Annotated in this window: 18 protein-coding genes; 6 read left to right on the top strand and 12 right to left on the bottom strand. The window is 65.8% G+C overall.

Annotated features, from left to right (window positions below):
• Nucleotides 1-360 precede the first annotated feature (360 nt).
• From L0U85_RS09490 to L0U85_RS09530, 9 genes are all read right to left on the bottom strand, one after another.
• Nucleotides 361-816, bottom strand: coding sequence for a hypothetical protein (locus L0U85_RS09490; RefSeq protein WP_241377519.1), 456 nt, complete (start codon nt 814-816; stop codon nt 361-363).
• A gap of 7 nt (nt 817-823) precedes the next feature.
• Nucleotides 824-1,417, bottom strand: coding sequence for a hypothetical protein (locus L0U85_RS09495; RefSeq protein WP_241377520.1), 594 nt, complete (start codon nt 1,415-1,417; stop codon nt 824-826).
• 57 nt (nt 1,418-1,474) lie between these two features.
• Nucleotides 1,475-1,858, bottom strand: coding sequence for a hypothetical protein (locus L0U85_RS09500; RefSeq protein ID WP_241377521.1), 384 nt, complete (start codon nt 1,856-1,858; stop codon nt 1,475-1,477).
• Between the two features lie 360 nt (nt 1,859-2,218).
• The gene (locus L0U85_RS09505) at nt 2,219-2,533 is read right to left on the bottom strand and encodes a hypothetical protein (protein WP_241377522.1); all 315 of its coding nucleotides are present in this window, start codon (nt 2,531-2,533) and stop codon (nt 2,219-2,221) included.
• A 167-nt stretch (nt 2,534-2,700) separates the two neighbouring features.
• Nucleotides 2,701-3,072, bottom strand: a complete 372-nt coding sequence (locus tag L0U85_RS09510; RefSeq protein ID WP_241377523.1) for a DUF6188 family protein — start codon at nt 3,070-3,072, stop codon at nt 2,701-2,703.
• Nucleotides 3,069-3,659, bottom strand: a complete 591-nt coding sequence (locus L0U85_RS09515) for a hypothetical protein (RefSeq protein ID WP_241377524.1) — start codon at nt 3,657-3,659, stop codon at nt 3,069-3,071. Before L0U85_RS09515 ends, L0U85_RS09510 begins: the two co-directional genes overlap by 4 nt.
• A 12-nt stretch (nt 3,660-3,671) precedes the next feature.
• Nucleotides 3,672-4,373 (bottom strand): hypothetical protein, encoded by a 702-nt coding sequence (locus L0U85_RS09520; protein ID WP_241377525.1) that lies wholly within the window; start codon nt 4,371-4,373, stop codon nt 3,672-3,674.
• Between the two features lie 9 nt (nt 4,374-4,382).
• Entirely contained in the window at nt 4,383-4,700 is a 318-nt protein-coding gene (locus tag L0U85_RS09525; RefSeq protein WP_241377526.1) for a hypothetical protein, read from the bottom strand.
• Nucleotides 4,700-5,098 carry a hypothetical protein gene (locus L0U85_RS09530; RefSeq protein WP_241377527.1) on the bottom strand — a complete coding sequence of 133 codons (399 nt, stop codon included), beginning with the start codon at nt 5,096-5,098 and terminating at the stop codon, nt 4,700-4,702. The genes L0U85_RS09525 and L0U85_RS09530 overlap by 1 nt, the downstream gene beginning before the upstream one ends.
• Before the next feature lie 339 nt (nt 5,099-5,437).
• Between L0U85_RS09530 and L0U85_RS09535 the strand changes: the two genes are divergently transcribed.
• From L0U85_RS09535 to L0U85_RS09545, 4 genes are all read left to right on the top strand, one after another.
• Nucleotides 5,438-5,914, top strand: coding sequence for a hypothetical protein (locus L0U85_RS09535; RefSeq protein ID WP_241377528.1), 477 nt, complete (start codon nt 5,438-5,440; stop codon nt 5,912-5,914).
• 144 nt (nt 5,915-6,058) lie between these two features.
• A complete protein-coding gene (locus tag L0U85_RS09540) occupies nt 6,059-8,797 on the top strand; it encodes a beta-L-arabinofuranosidase domain-containing protein (protein ID WP_241377529.1) in 2,739 nt (912 codons plus the stop codon).
• A 44-nt stretch (nt 8,798-8,841) separates the two neighbouring features.
• Nucleotides 8,842-8,973 carry a hypothetical protein gene (locus tag L0U85_RS20630; protein WP_277605603.1) on the top strand — a complete coding sequence of 44 codons (132 nt, stop codon included), beginning with the start codon at nt 8,842-8,844 and terminating at the stop codon, nt 8,971-8,973.
• A gap of 106 nt (nt 8,974-9,079) precedes the next feature.
• Nucleotides 9,080-11,107, top strand: coding sequence for an RICIN domain-containing protein (locus L0U85_RS09545; protein ID WP_241377530.1), 2,028 nt, complete (start codon nt 9,080-9,082; stop codon nt 11,105-11,107).
• A gap of 246 nt (nt 11,108-11,353) precedes the next feature.
• On the opposite strand, the gene L0U85_RS09550 is transcribed toward L0U85_RS09545, so the two are convergent.
• The 3 genes from L0U85_RS09550 to L0U85_RS09560 form a co-directional block, all read right to left on the bottom strand.
• Nucleotides 11,354-11,716 (bottom strand): hypothetical protein, encoded by a 363-nt coding sequence (locus L0U85_RS09550; protein ID WP_241377531.1) that lies wholly within the window; start codon nt 11,714-11,716, stop codon nt 11,354-11,356.
• Nucleotides 11,717-11,832: 116 nt separating this feature from the next.
• Nucleotides 11,833-12,471: a hypothetical protein gene (locus L0U85_RS09555; RefSeq protein WP_241377532.1), complete on the bottom strand. Its 639-nt coding sequence runs from the start codon at nt 12,469-12,471 to the stop codon at nt 11,833-11,835.
• 142 nt (nt 12,472-12,613) lie between these two features.
• The gene (locus L0U85_RS09560) at nt 12,614-12,862 is read right to left on the bottom strand and encodes a hypothetical protein (RefSeq protein ID WP_241377533.1); all 249 of its coding nucleotides are present in this window, start codon (nt 12,860-12,862) and stop codon (nt 12,614-12,616) included.
• 41 nt (nt 12,863-12,903) lie between these two features.
• Between L0U85_RS09560 and L0U85_RS09565 the strand changes: the two genes are divergently transcribed.
• The gene (locus tag L0U85_RS09565; RefSeq protein ID WP_241377534.1) at nt 12,904-13,335 is read left to right on the top strand and encodes a YbaB/EbfC family nucleoid-associated protein; all 432 of its coding nucleotides are present in this window, start codon (nt 12,904-12,906) and stop codon (nt 13,333-13,335) included.
• A gap of 2 nt (nt 13,336-13,337) precedes the next feature.
• Nucleotides 13,338-13,664, top strand: coding sequence for a WXG100 family type VII secretion target (locus tag L0U85_RS09570; protein ID WP_241377535.1), 327 nt, complete (start codon nt 13,338-13,340; stop codon nt 13,662-13,664).
• Nucleotides 13,665-13,685: the final 21 nt, after the last annotated feature.

Below are 13,685 nucleotides of genomic sequence, written 5' to 3' on the forward strand. Positions count from 1 at the left end.
CCACCTGGATCGCTCTGTCGTGCAAAGCGTGAAGCGGGACGGGTCTGAACTAGCCGCTCTTCCAGGTGAAACCGGCTCGGTCGAAACGACCTGGATCGGCCACGCTGCACTGATGGTGTGGCGAACCTGGGGTACGGCGGCGTCGGGCACCTGGACCCCAACTTCGGCGGCGACGAGCCCGAGCAACCGGCCTCGGACGCTCCCGGGCCTGCCGCGTTCGCCGACCCCGATCGCCCCGCCGCCGTCAGCGGTTGTGGATGTCGACGCCGGAACCGTCATGGAACCTGATACGCAGATAGACCGCGCTGAGTCCGCGCGTCACGGTCCCCTCGTATTCGAACCGGGTCGAGGGGACGTCGATCACGGTATCGAGATGCTCAGGTCACCCCGCCGCAGTGCGCGAGGGTGCTGATCGGTTCCGGCCGTCGCGATGCGGTCGGCGACGAACCCGAACCGGTCATGGGAGAGCACCCAGATGCCGCTTCGGTGCGGGCCGGTGCCTAGCAGGCGCGCGGCTTCGCACTCCTTGCCGTGTCCGAACGCGACCAGTCCGGGCGGGCGGCCTTCGAACCTGCGTATCTCGTTCCAGTACGGCACGCCGCCGGTGACGATGCCGACCGGGCTCACGATCTTCAGGGCCGCCCAGCCCACGATGGTCGTGGCTTTCCATGCGACCGACGGGTGCCCGCGGATCTCGGATCGGTAGTTGCCGCGGCCGGTCGCCGCGAGCGTCCGCAGCCGCTCACCCTCCCTGAGCCACTGCCCGACCACCAGGCTTCGCGCGTCTTCGCGCAGATCGTACTCACGGTTGGACATGGACGCCTCAGAATTCGCTCAGGAGCTTGTTCAACGCTTCCGCCTGCTCTTGGTCGCAGGCGGCGTAGTCGTCACGGCACGCGCCGATACGCATCGCGTGGCCGTCGAAGGCCGCCACGATCTCGGAGACCGCATCGTCGAGGCCCTCGGCGGTGGACATGTAGTGGCCCTCCAGTTCTATCGCACCTGGCACGCCCCAGGCCATCTCCTCAGCCATCGTTTCGGCCGACTGGGAGTGGATCGGGTCGGCCTGCCCTTTGAGGCCTTCGAGCGCGGACTGCAGGCCGTCCAACTCGTCCAGGTCGACTGCGATCGAACCGTCGGTGCTGCCGGCCGAGGGAATCGACGCCGTCATCGCCTCGAGCTGATCGGCGGCCGCTTGCGGCACGTTCCCCGCCAGGCTCGTACCCGCGCCGATGGCCGCCTTGAGGAGAACGCCCTTCCACAGTGAGTAGTTCAGGCCGTCGCGGACACCGAGGACCTGACCCGAGGTGACATGGAACGGGCCTTTCCGGTTGAGCCCCTGGTCGACGAGGACACGCATGATCTTGCCGAAGATTCCCGTCGCCTTCTGGATCTTGTTCATGACCCGCAGGAACATCGAGGTCGCCTTGTAGAACGCCGAGAGGGCGAACGTGGCGACGCTCGCGGCGAACGACTACGGCCCTGCCGCCAGCGCGATGAGCCCGCGGGTGATCAGCCATGAGACCAGCTCGGCGAGCATCCTGCACCAGCTCACGATCTGCTGCACGTTGGACGCCTCGTGACCGGCGGCGGCGATCGCCGCCGCCAGCGCCTCCACCTGCTCGATCGCGGCGTCTGCATCCGCGCCCTGCCATTGGTTGAGGTTGGCGCTGAGGGTGGAGCTCGTGTCGGACGCGAGGGTTCCGAGCGAGCTCGACACCTCGCCCCAAGCATCTTCCACGCGCTGCATGTCCTCGGGGGAACCGGAGACGAGTTCGATAGCGTCGTTGAACGGCTCCACGAGCTCCAGGACGATGCCGAGCCCGGCCGACGACAGCGCGAAAACCGGGTCCTTCATCGCGAACAGTGCTTCGGTCCCGAGTCCGAGGATCTCCCCTGGAATGGCGGCGGCCGATGATAGCCGGTCGTCGCCGGCGATCGTACCCCAGATGTTCTGGGCCAGACTCGAGGCAAAGCGGCGGCGTGGAGGAGGCCGATGATCAGGTTGCACAGGGCAGCCAGGGCTTGGGGTGCTGAGCCGCTTCGGGTGGTGCAGGCGTCTTCGGTGAAGGTGCGGTCGCGGACGTGGTGGCTGGAGTTCTGTAGGGTAAGGAGAACGGCGCATTTTCCCTGTTCAAGGGCATGTTTCTGGTCTCCTTCCCTCCGAACCGGACGTGCGCGCTTTCCGCGCATCTCGGCTCTCCAGTAACAGCTGGTGTCAGAGACTCGCTGTCAGTACTCCGGTCTGTCGGATGTGGCGGTAGCAGCCAGAGCAGAGCATGACGATGATGCGGCGTAGCCGTTTCATCGTCTTGGCCCATCCTAGGTGCTGTCCGAACTGGTCGAGGGCTTTCAGCGACCGCGCTTGGTGCACGATCGTCTTCTCCGCCTGTTCGCAGGTCTCGCAGACACGTTTGCGCAGCCGCCGGATCAGCTCCGGATCGATGAGCTCACGCCGGGTCCCGCCGTTGCGATATCGTCTGGCTGGTTGCCAGCAGATCCGCTGGTCGGTGTAGGTGACAATGGCAGACACGGAACCCCTTGGGCGAGAACTGAAGACGTAAGCAACTCCAGTTTCTACCAGGGGGTTTCGTTGTACCCCAACGACTCTCGATCACGCTCCCTACTGACCACCTTGCCGGGAATACCTCACTGATCTGTTGTCCAACTCAAGCAGATTCTTCGATGTGCAGTGCCCTGTCAATCTGCTGACCAGAAGGCGAGCTCGCCCCCAGCCATGCAAACGATGCGTTCTTTTCTTGGGCCGACGATATTCCATGATTCGAAGTCGGGATCAGGTTCCACCATGAGTTCGATTGAGCCTCCGAACTCCAAGTAGAGACGGCCTCCCGTGATTTCAACGGCAGCAATGCGCTCGCCTGTCAGTGCATGCTTGAGAATATCCACAGTCTTCGGATCCTCGGAACTGAGGGTCCCTGCTTCAGGAAGAGATCCTGATGCGCGGAAATCCGACTCAGAAGTGATGATCCAGCCATTGCTAGTGGTAATGATGATGGGAAATCCATCAGAGACTTTCTGTACCACTGAGTCGACAATATCGATGTCAATCATTCTTCCCATCCCTGTGGAGTATCGTATGCGCCGTCGTCATTGATAGGGATATGTGTCTCGGATTTCGGCCCCGGCTTTCCATTCAAACCGATCGGTTGCCCGTGCTCATTATAGAATCGAACATATCCATTCGGATACCTGGGAGTCGGGTCCATGACGCGCAGCATGTCGGCGTTGCCCGTGGTGTTCGGATTCTGGTACACGGTGCCCTTGCCATTGTCGGCCTCGCGAGACGTCCAGCCGTCCGGGACACCGGCGGGTCTGGCGTCCGTGGTCGGCTGATCCGACGTGTCCGAATCGGCGGTCGCGTCCGTGTCGGTTTCGGACGTCTCGGTACTGGAACCGCCGTCACCCTCGGATTTCTGGCTGCGACCTTGATCGAACTCGGCTCGGACCGCTTGTTGGGCGCTGCCGGTGCCTTGGCCGGCGTTGACCCTGCCGTGGCTCTGTGATGGCCTGCCGGAGCCGCCGTCGCCTCCGTCGCCGGGGCGGCCGGTGGTACCGTCCCCGCCGCCGCTGGTCCCTCCGGTCCTTCGTAGCGCGAAGGTCACGCCGAGCAGCAGGAGGAGTTTCAGGGTTCGTCTCATGCTTGGCGGCCCTTAGTCGTTGAGGAGCTTGGAGAGCGCGTCGATGCTGGTGATCAGGGAGGAGATGAGCTGCATGATGATGCCGGCCCACTTGACCACCGCGGCCACGATCTGCGCGGCGATCACCGGGATGGTCACCACGAAGATCGCCTCCACGGCCCAGACCACGACGTGGGCGACGAGGTCGGCGATCAGGTCTCGTACGAGGTCGCGGGTCATCTGCACGAGCGCGCCGGCGCCCTCGGTGGCCGCGCCGATCGCCGAGGCCACCGCGCCGAGCCCGCCGATGCCTTCGACGTTGTGGCCCATCATGTTGTAGTAGGCGTCCGAGGCCGCGCCTGACCATTCGTCGAGGTCGTTGTTGACCATCGTCCCCAGGTCTGCGGACATCGCGAACAGCTCCTCGGCCATGTTGTACCAGGTCTGCGCGTGCGACATGACCACGTCGGGCTTGCCGGTGAGCCAGTCGAGCATCTCCCGCAGTGGCTCGAAGTACTCCATGGCCCAGCCCAGCCCGTTGGCGAGCAGCGCCGAGAACGGGTCCATGACGGTGCCCACGGCCTCCAGGCCCAGGCCGACGCCCGCCAGCGTCCCTTGTACCCACGAACCGCTCTCGATGGCGGTGGCCAGGCCCTCGATGCCGTCGGCGAGGCTTGAGCCGGTCCACGGCTGCCGAGTCGACTGGACGTTGGCGATCAGCGAACTGTCGGACATAGCGGTGGCCTATCCGTTCATTTGCGAGGAGAAGTCGTCGAAGCTGAGTGCGGAGTCGTTGTCGGACTCCTCATAGGCGTCGGCTGCCGCGCGGATGCTCTCGGCGGCGAGGGCGATGTTCTCCTCGCCGAAGTCGACCAGGCCGTCCTGGCGCACGTGCCGTCCTTCTAGGATCCCGGCGATCCAGCCGCACAGCTGCCCGTACGCCTCGTCGTCTTGGGCGATGTGGGAGCTGGCCGACCTGATCGACTCGAAACGCGCCCTGAACTGCTCCAGGTTGGCCGCGTGCGATCGCAACTGCTCGGGATCGACCACGTATCCGGTCATCAGTGCTGCCCTCCCTGCTCCGGGGCCTGGCCGAACTGTCGGGCAAGGCCCGACATGAACGCCTGGCCGGCCGGTGAGTCCTCGCCGACGGTCGCCTCCACGATTTCCTGCGAACGCTCCGCCAGCGCCGCTTTCGCGGCCTGGATCGCCCGCAGCACGGCCCGGGCCGACTCCTCTTCGGGGATGCGCCTGACCCGGCTGCTGAGGACCAGGTCGACCAGGCTGCCGGTGTGGTCGACGGTGGCCTCCGCGATCTGGTCCGGATCGCTCGCGCTCACTCGGACGGCCTGCACCTGCGCGGCCAGCGCCTGGGTGTCGGCCGCCATCTTGTCGGTGCGTTCCTTCCAGTTCGCCAGGCGCGCTCGCGCCGATGCCGGATCGAGGGGCGGGAAGTCCATCACACGCTCCAGAGGGCTCGTTCGTCTTCGTGGCCGTCGCTGGAAACCGGTGGGGTAGTCTCCGATCCGACGTGCCTCCTGAGGGGAACACGGCCACGTTGCCGTGATGTGAGGCTCAATCATGTTACAAGGCAAATGCTTTCAGGAGGAAGCATGGATGCGCCTCGAGTGGGCCTCCGGCAACCTTCAGAACGTGTCGGACAAGCTCAACGAGGTATTCGATGCGGAGTATCTGGAGAAGAACAGTCCCGCTCTCGGGCTTCCAGGTCGGCCCTGGCGTCAGACGGCGAACGACGCGGCCCAGGAGGCTAGCGGCTGTCCGGAGCCTTTGGAGTCGCCTTGGCGGCGGTGTGCGCATTGGCGGTCGCGATCGCGACCGTCGTATTGAGCGCCGCGTCGGCCGCTGCCGCGGACACCACCTACTACGTGAGCGCTGCCGGCGATGACGGCAATGCCGGAACCAGCGCCGAGCAGCCCTGGCGGACGCTGGACAAAGTGAACAGCACGTCATTCGGCGCCGGCGACAAGATCCTCCTGCGGTCCGGCGACACCTGGACCGGGCAGCTCTGGCCCAAGGGCTCCGGATCCGTCGGCTCCCCGATCACCATCGACAGCTACGGAACCGGCGTCAAACCCCGGATCGTCGGCGCCGGGCTCGTCGCCGAGGCCGTGCGCCTGTTCAACCAGGAGTACTGGGAGATCCGCAACCTCGACGTCTCGAACACGGCGCCGTCGACCAGTACACCGGGGGAGAACCTCGGCGGCTTCCGCGGCATCGGCGTCCACAGCGGCAGCCTTCGATCGATACATCGATAATCTTGACTTAAGTTGTCGTTCCGTTTAGGATTCTGATACCGATTCCTGTTACCGATCACACAAACCTCGCCACCGTGACCGGCCTCGTCGTCGGCCCACGCCGCCTTCCATATCGCCCGACTCCTCGAGAGGAACCCCCCCCAGATGAAACGCTCGAGTGTGAGCCGCCGGAGACTGTTCCAGACCGCCGGTGCGGCCGCGATCGCCTCCGCCGTCCCGATCGCAGGCGGGAGCGCGGCGTCCGCCGCGCTCGCGCCCGCCCGGCCCGACTTCGGCGTCGCGGCCCATCCGTTCGAGCTCGGCGAGGTCAGACTGACCTCCGGCCGGTGGATGGACAACCAGGAACGCACCCTCAACTACCTGCGGTTCGTCGATGTCGACCGGCTGCTCTACAACTTCCGCGCCACCCACGGCCTGTCGACGGGCGGCGCAAACTCCAACGGCGGCTGGGACGCCCCGAACTTCCCGTTCCGGTCCCACTTCCAGGGCCACTTCCTGACCGCCTGGGCGCAGGCGTGGGCCGTGCTCGGCGACACCACATGCCGCGACAAGGCGAACCAAATGGTCGACGAGCTCGCCGCGTGCCAGGCCAACAACGCCGCCGCCGGGTTCAACACCGGATACCTCTCCGGTTTCCCCGAATCGGAGTTCACGAGCCTGGAGTCGGGGTCGCTCTCGAACGGCAACGTGCCGTACTACTGCCTCCACAAGACCCTCGCCGGACTGCTGGACGCGTGGCGGTACATCGGCAACACCCAGGCCCGCGACGTGCTGCTCGCATTCGCCGGCTGGGTCGACTGGCGCACCGGGCGGTTGAGCGAGAGCCAGATGCAGTCGGTCCTGGCCACCGAGTTCGGCGGCATGAACGCGGTCCTGGCCGACCTTTACCAGCAGACCGGGGACGAGCGCTGGTTGGCCGCGGCGCAGCGGTTCGACCACGCCGCGGTATTCGACCCACTGGCGGTGAACGAGGACCGGCTGAGCGGACTCCACGCGAACACGCAGGTGCCCAAGTGGGTCGGCGCGGCCCGCGAGTACAAGGCGACCGGCACCACGAGGTACCTGGACATCGCCGCGAACGCCTGGGGCATGGTGGTCGACGCGCACACGTACGCCATCGGCGGCAACAGCCAGGCCGAGCACTTCCGGGCGCCGAACGCCATCGCCGGGCATCTGGTGGACGACACCTGCGAGGGCTGCAACACCTACAACATGTTGAAGCTGACCCGGGAGCTGTGGTTGCTGGACCCGGAGGACGCGGCGTACTTCGACTTCTACGAGCAGGCCATGCTGGGCCACATGATCGGCTGGCAGAACCCGGCCGACTCCCACGGGCACATCACCTATTTCACGCCGCTGGAGCCGGGAGGCCGCCGCGGCGTGGGCCCGGCCTGGGGCGGAGGGACCTGGAGCACCGACTACGACTCGTTCTGGTGCTGCCAGGGCACGGCGCTGGAGACCTTCACGAAGCTGATGGACTCGGTCTACGCCCACGACGACACGACCTTGTTCGTCAACCTGTTCACGCCGTCGGTGCTGGAGTGGGCCGACCGGGGCATCACGGTCACGCAGACCACGGACTACCCGGTCGGCGACACGACGACCCTCGCGGTCACCGGCGCCGCCGAGGGCACGTGGACCATGCGCGTCCGCATTCCGGGCTGGGCCGAAGGCGCGACGATCAGCGTCAACGGCGAGGCGCAGGGCATCGCCACCGACCCGGGTACCTACGCGAACCTCACCCGCGCCTGGGTCTCCGGCGACACCGTGGCGGTGCGTCTGCCGATGAGCGTGGTCATGCGGGCGGCCAACGACGACGCGAACGTCTCGGCGGCCGTCTACGGTCCGGTGGTCCTCTCGGGCGACTACGGCGACACCTCGCTCAGCGAGCTGCCCACCTTGGACGTGGCGTCGATCGAGCGGACCGGCTCGACCTCGCTCGCGTTCACCGCCACCGCGAACGGGTCCGCGGTCAACCTGGGGCCGTTCTACGACGCCCACGGCCACAACTACACCGTCTACTGGGACGCGCCTGGCGAGGGCGGGCAGGCGGTCGAGGCAAACTTCCGGCTGTTCAACGCCGCCAGCGGCCTCGTACTGGGCATCGAGGACATGTCGACCGCCGACGGAGGTCTCGCGATGCAGTGGGGCGACACCGGCACGCTCGACCACAACTGGGTGCCGGTGGTCGACGGCTCGTACTTGAAACTGCGCAATCTCAACAGCGGCAAGGTCCTCGGCGTCGAGGACATGTCCACGGCCGACGGCGCGAGCATCCTGCAGTGGTCGGACAACGGCACCGACGACCACCTGTGGATCATCGACGACGCCGGCGACGGCACGCACGAGATCCGCAACTTCCACACCGCCAAGCTGCTCGGTATCGAGAACGATTCGACCTCGCAAGGCGCCTATGCGGTCCAGTCACCCGACGACGGCAGCGCCGACAACCGGTGGCGGTTCGTGCCGGACGGGGCGCGTCGCCTGCAGAATCTGCACAGCGGGCTCGTCCTGGGGATCAACGACATGTCGACCTCCAACGGGGGCCTGGCGATCCAGTGGGGCGACAACGGCACGGCCGACCACCTGTGGACCGCCGAGGTCGACTCCGGATTCTTCAAACTGCGCAACAGCCACAGCGGCAAGGTCCTCGGTGTCGAGGACATGTCGACCGACGACGGCGCGCGCATCCTGCAATGGGACGACAACGGCACCGACGACCATCTGTGGCGGTTGCGCTACGGCGCCGACGGCTACTTCCGGATCGAGAACGCCAACAGCGGCAAGGTCCTCGGCGTCGACGGCACGTCCACCTCCGAAGGAGCGCAGATCGTGCAATGGGGGGACAACGGCACCGACGGCCACCTCTGGCGCTTCATCTAGCCGCAGCGGTACGGACGAGAAGGGCTTCTGGAGGCTCGACCGCGATGCGGCGGGCCACCGCCGGGGCCTCATGGGGGTCGCTGTTCGCCATGTCGATCGTGACGCTCGTCCCGGTGTTCATCGTGTTCCTGCTCGGCCAGCGATACCTCGTCAAGGCATCGCCACCACCGGTCTGAAATAGCCCGACGCCGCCCGCTCCGGATCTCCGGAGGGGGCCGCTTCTCACATTACATATCTACATATTCGGATCAAGCAATCGCCATGCGACGAAAGGAGTGCGGGATGATGTCGTCCGTACCCAGAAAACGACCGAGGAGATGGGGCGCGCTGCTGGCGACCCTGGCCATCGCGGCCACCTCCCTGACCGGAGTAGTCCTCGCCTCGGGGCCCGCGACCGCCCAGACCCAACCGGTCTCGAAAGTCGACACGACCACTTACGACAAGGAAGTCCTGCTGGTCGACGGCAAGCCGTTCTATCACAGCGGGGTCCAGTTCCGATACGAGCACCAGCGGTACCAGAAGGGCTGGACCGACGCCGAGCTCAAGCCGATCTTGCAGATGATCGCCGAGGACGGCTTCAACGTCGTCAACATCCCGATCTGGTGGTCCCAGGTCGAGCCCTCGAAGAACAACTTCGACTGGACCGACCTGGAGAAGTACATCGACTGGTGCGAGGAGTACGGGCTCAAACTGGAACTGCTGTGGTTCAGCCACGAGTCGACCGGCCACTCCATCCCCATGCGCGTCCCCGACTACGCCTGGAACGACTACCAGCTCGTCGTCGACGAGAACGGCGACCCGCTCCAGAGCGGCGACAACTTCCTGTTCGACAAGACCGACCCGAACCTGCTCGAGCGCGAGAAGTTCGTGCTCGGCGAGGTGATGGACCACCTCGCGGCCTACGACACCGCGCACACGACCGTCGGCATGCAGGTCACCAACGAGCCCAACGTGGCCCAGCTCCAGTGGGGCGTCTCCTCGGACCGCAGCTACTCCGACTACAGCAACGCGCTGTGGAACGACGGCGGCTACACCGACGCCGCCCAGTTCCGGCGCGATGTGCTGCTGGACTACCTGACCGAGCTCGGCCAGGTCGTCAAGGACTCCGACTACCCGATCTACACCCGCGTCAACACCGTCGGCGACGCCCGACCGGTCGCCGAGAACGAGCAGCTGCGCGCCCAGGGGCAGAACACGATCGACTTCATCGGTTATGACCCGTACACAACGAACATCGACACCTTCTACGACTACGGCCGAACCTCGACGTGGGCGCAGGGCCAGAACCTCCCGATGGTCATGGAGACCTTCGCGGGCAGCGGCAACGCGCACGTCATGAAGTTCAACTCGATCGCCGGAGGCGCGGTGCACAACCTCTACGCCGCCACCGACGGCTACTCGGACACCGGCAGCTCCAACTTCGGCCTGTACGACTTCGACCCGGACACCCACGAGGTCACCCGCAAGCAGGTCTCCTACGAGATCCGCGACCTCAACCACACCATCAACAAGATCAGCGTCGACCTGGCGACCAAGGCGCCGGTCGAGGCCGGAGGCTCCCACCTCCAGACGTACAACCGCACCGCGTCCGCCTCGGTCGACGTGACAAAACCGCTGGCCGACGTGAACGTGAACTACGCGACCTCCACCGGCGGCCAGGGCATCGCGGTCCAGCGCAGCGCCACCGAATTCGCGCTGATCAGCATCGACAACGGCGGGACCTACTCGTTCCCCGAGGAATACGGGGACGTGAGCTCCGTCGAGGTCGGCTTCTACGACGCGAACGACGACTGGGTGAGCGAAGGCAGCCGGTCCCACGACGTGAGCGGTGGGAACATCGACATCACCGTCAACGAGGGCGAAGCCGTCCGCGTGGTGTTCGCGAACACCGATCCCTCCACCACCACCGAGATCGTGGCCCGGCACTCCGACAAGTGCCTGGACGTCGTCTCGGCCTCCACCGACAACGGGGCCGACGCCATCCAGTGGGACTGCCACGGCGGCGACAACCAGCAGTGGCGCCTGGAGAACGCCGGTGACGGCTACTTCCAGATCGTGGCCTCGCACTCCGGCAAGTGCCTGGACGTCGTGGACGCCTCGACCGACAACAACGCCCGGATCGAGCAGTGGGGTTGCAGCGACGGCCTTCACCAGCAGTGGGAGCTGCGCGATACCGGTGACGGCTACGTCGAGATCGTGGCCCGCCACTCGGGCAAGTGCCTGGACGTCGTCTCGGCCTCCACCGACGACGGCGCCCGACTCCAGCAATACGACTGCTGGGACGGTACCAACCAGCACTGGAGCCTCTAGCTCTGTGATGTCCAGGGACCTTGTTCCGCCTGGTGATGGCGGTTCGCCTGACAGGTGAAGGCCTCCGGTCGTGAAGTGGAGCTGTCTAGTGCACCGCTTCACGACCAGGAGGCCTTCATGTTCCACGCTAACGCAGCCCTGACCCCGCGCGCCCGGCTCCGGCTGGCCGAAGCAGCGGCGAAGATGCCTTTCGATACTTGCAGCGCGGCAGTGGTCGCGCTTTGATTCCTTCGCTCGAGGCCACTTTCATCTGCGCTTCGGCTCGGCCATGGCGATGACCGGGTGCTGTCCCGACAGGCTGACCTGACGGCTCTCGAGGAGCTTCCAATCTGATCGCTCGGCTTCGAAGCGACGCAGGAACTCCGGCGGTACCAGGCACACGAGCCGCCCGTCTTCGGCGATGATGCGCCGCCACGCTGCCAGGAGTGCGGGGAAGTGCTGCAGTGTGGCGACTTGGCGTCCCCAGGCCGGATTGGTCACGATCCGGTCGACGCTGCCGGTGGGCATCGGCGGCCGCGCGGCATCAGACTTCGCGAACGCGATGCCGGTGAGATGCTGCGCGTTGCGCGCTGAGGCGGCGAGTGCATCCGGATCCACTACTTGTCTCACAGTTCGGTCTCGTAGTCCACTTCGTCGTTGGCGCCGGGCTCGACCCCGCCCAAGGCGGGGTGACCAACGCTCTCTGCTCGAAGGCGCTACTCCAACCCGAGGCTCGGCCGGACCGGTCATTGGAGTTCGGCGAGGATGACTTCCATCGAGGCGTTGAACGCCGCGACCGCCTGGCTCCGGTACTCGGGCCGCAGCTCGCCGCTCACGTCGGTGGTGATGTAGTCGAACTCCGCGATCACGGTAATGTCCTCCGCCACGGTCTCGAAGCGGAAGTTGTACTGGTAGCCGTGGATGCCGTCCGCGCACGGCTCGTCCGCGCACGGCAAGGTCTCCGCGGGAAGATGCTCGGCCTGGTCAAGGGTCAGCAACTCCTCGGGGGCGCCGGGGTCGTACTCCGGGAAGTCCACCTGGTCGAGCTGTTCGTCGGGGACCATTCCATACTCGAAGTAGGCCCGCCCGAACGATGCGGACTCGCCCGCCACGTCGTAGTACTCCCCGTCCGGCTCGATGCGGCACGAGGGCGAGTTCCAACCGGTCTGCTCGGGGTATTCCACGGTGTATTCGACAGCACCACCTCCCGGAAGCGCCGCCGCCGCGACAAGCGCCTCGCAGACAGCGGCGACAGCGATCTCCTCCGGCTGCTCTGTCGGTGACGCCGGGGTGGTCGGCGATTCCGAGGTGTCCTCGTCGGGGTCCTCCGCAGCGCAGCCCCCCAACAGAAGCACGACGGCCGCCACCGCCGCAACGATTCTCATTCCCCACTCAACTCCGTCTCATATTCCGGTCCGCCGGTGTCGTTGCCGCCGGGCGTCGTGTCCTGGACTTAGGAAGGCGCTCCCGGGATCGGCCTCGACCAGCCACTGCGGTCGGTGTCCTGCGACCAGTCGCCGGCGTGACTCAGAGCTGAACCTTCGTCCCAGTCCTCCATGACCGCGTCGAAAGCGGCTCTGCGATCTCCTCCGAGGCGTAGGCCTCAGCGGCAGCCTTGATCTGCTCGCCTGCCGTGTAGAGGCGCCCGCACGCGGTCTTCAAGTACTCCCGGTACTCCTCGACCAGTTCCTTGACTTTCGGGTCCGCGAATCCCTCCGAGACATCATCTATGACACGAGCTTCTACTCCACCCTCGAGGCGACGGAGCAGTCGCATTGTGCGCCAGTAACACTACTTGGATAAGCTGAGACTCATTCATGACGGTTGATGCGCAGTTGGAGGTCAGGGTGTTCGGAGAAGACCAGATCGCACAGCAGCTGGCGGACGCGCGTGCGACCCTGCAGAACGCGATCGCCTCCCCTGAAGACAGCCAGGTCGAACCAGTGACCGCCGAGGCGGCGGACGGCCGCCTGCGGGTGACGGTCGGAACCGAAGGCCGCATCGAACGGTTCGAACTCGACCCCAGGGTCCTCAAGGAAGGTTCCGAGTATGTCGCCGAGCAGCTCAAGCTGGCAGTGAACGAGGCACTTGACCAACGGGCCGAAGCGCTCGGGACCGATGAACCGGTGCCCGATCTGGAGGCGGTCAACGACTCGGTCGCCGAGATCCAAGACCGGTCCCTGCGCCAGTTCCAGGCCATGAGCGCCTCGATCAGCGAGGTCATGGGCAAACTCCACGGGGGGCGATAGACGTGCCCGGTTTCGACATCGACCCTGAGTCGATGCGGCAGGCCGCCGACAATCTCGACGCCTCCGCCGAGGAAGTGCAGGGCCTGCTCGACCAGTTCACCGGGGCGTTGGAACAGTTCGCCGACGCCTTCGGCGGCGACGAGATCGGCATGCTGGTGGGCATCGCCCACCAGGCCTGCACAGACGGGCTCACCGAGTGCTTCTCGACCAATATCGAGGAACTGAGCGACTACGCGCAATCCCTGCGCGAGATGGCCGACAACCACCAGACCGTCGACGACGAGACCACCGCGATCTTCAACAGCCTCCTCGACGAGCTCGGCGGCTGACCCCGCTGCCCCACTCTCCCT

It is taken from the genome of Glycomyces sp. L485, from assembly GCF_022548875.1.
Classification (GTDB): domain Bacteria; phylum Actinomycetota; class Actinomycetes; order Mycobacteriales; family Micromonosporaceae; genus Glycomyces.

What these genes read in the sequence shown, in the direction of transcription:
- L0U85_RS09490 (WP_241377519.1), bottom strand. Translation starts at nt 816, where the DNA reads ATGTCCAACCGTGAGTACGATCTGCGCGAAGACGCGCGAAGCCTGGTG.
- L0U85_RS09495 (WP_241377520.1), bottom strand. Translation starts at nt 1,417, where the DNA reads ATGTTCCTGCGGGTCATGAACAAGATCCAGAAGGCGACGGGAATCTTC.
- L0U85_RS09500 (WP_241377521.1), bottom strand. Translation starts at nt 1,858, where the DNA reads ATGAAGGACCCGGTTTTCGCGCTGTCGTCGGCCGGGCTCGGCATCGTC.
- L0U85_RS09510 (WP_241377523.1), bottom strand. Translation starts at nt 3,072, where the DNA reads ATGATTGACATCGATATTGTCGACTCAGTGGTACAGAAAGTCTCTGAT.
- L0U85_RS09515 (WP_241377524.1), bottom strand. Translation starts at nt 3,659, where the DNA reads ATGAGACGAACCCTGAAACTCCTCCTGCTGCTCGGCGTGACCTTCGCG.
- L0U85_RS09520 (WP_241377525.1), bottom strand. Translation starts at nt 4,373, where the DNA reads ATGTCCGACAGTTCGCTGATCGCCAACGTCCAGTCGACTCGGCAGCCG.
- L0U85_RS09525 (WP_241377526.1), bottom strand. Translation starts at nt 4,700, where the DNA reads ATGACCGGATACGTGGTCGATCCCGAGCAGTTGCGATCGCACGCGGCC.
- L0U85_RS09530 (WP_241377527.1), bottom strand. Translation starts at nt 5,098, where the DNA reads ATGGACTTCCCGCCCCTCGATCCGGCATCGGCGCGAGCGCGCCTGGCG.
- L0U85_RS09540 (WP_241377529.1), top strand. Translation starts at nt 6,059, where the DNA reads ATGAAACGCTCGAGTGTGAGCCGCCGGAGACTGTTCCAGACCGCCGGT.
- L0U85_RS20630 (WP_277605603.1), top strand. Translation starts at nt 8,842, where the DNA reads ATGCGGCGGGCCACCGCCGGGGCCTCATGGGGGTCGCTGTTCGCCATG.
- L0U85_RS09545 (WP_241377530.1), top strand. Translation starts at nt 9,080, where the DNA reads ATGATGTCGTCCGTACCCAGAAAACGACCGAGGAGATGGGGCGCGCTG.
- L0U85_RS09555 (WP_241377532.1), bottom strand. Translation starts at nt 12,471, where the DNA reads ATGAGAATCGTTGCGGCGGTGGCGGCCGTCGTGCTTCTGTTGGGGGGC.
- L0U85_RS09560 (WP_241377533.1), bottom strand. Translation starts at nt 12,862, where the DNA reads ATGCGACTGCTCCGTCGCCTCGAGGGTGGAGTAGAAGCTCGTGTCATA.
- L0U85_RS09565 (WP_241377534.1), top strand. Translation starts at nt 12,904, where the DNA reads ATGACGGTTGATGCGCAGTTGGAGGTCAGGGTGTTCGGAGAAGACCAG.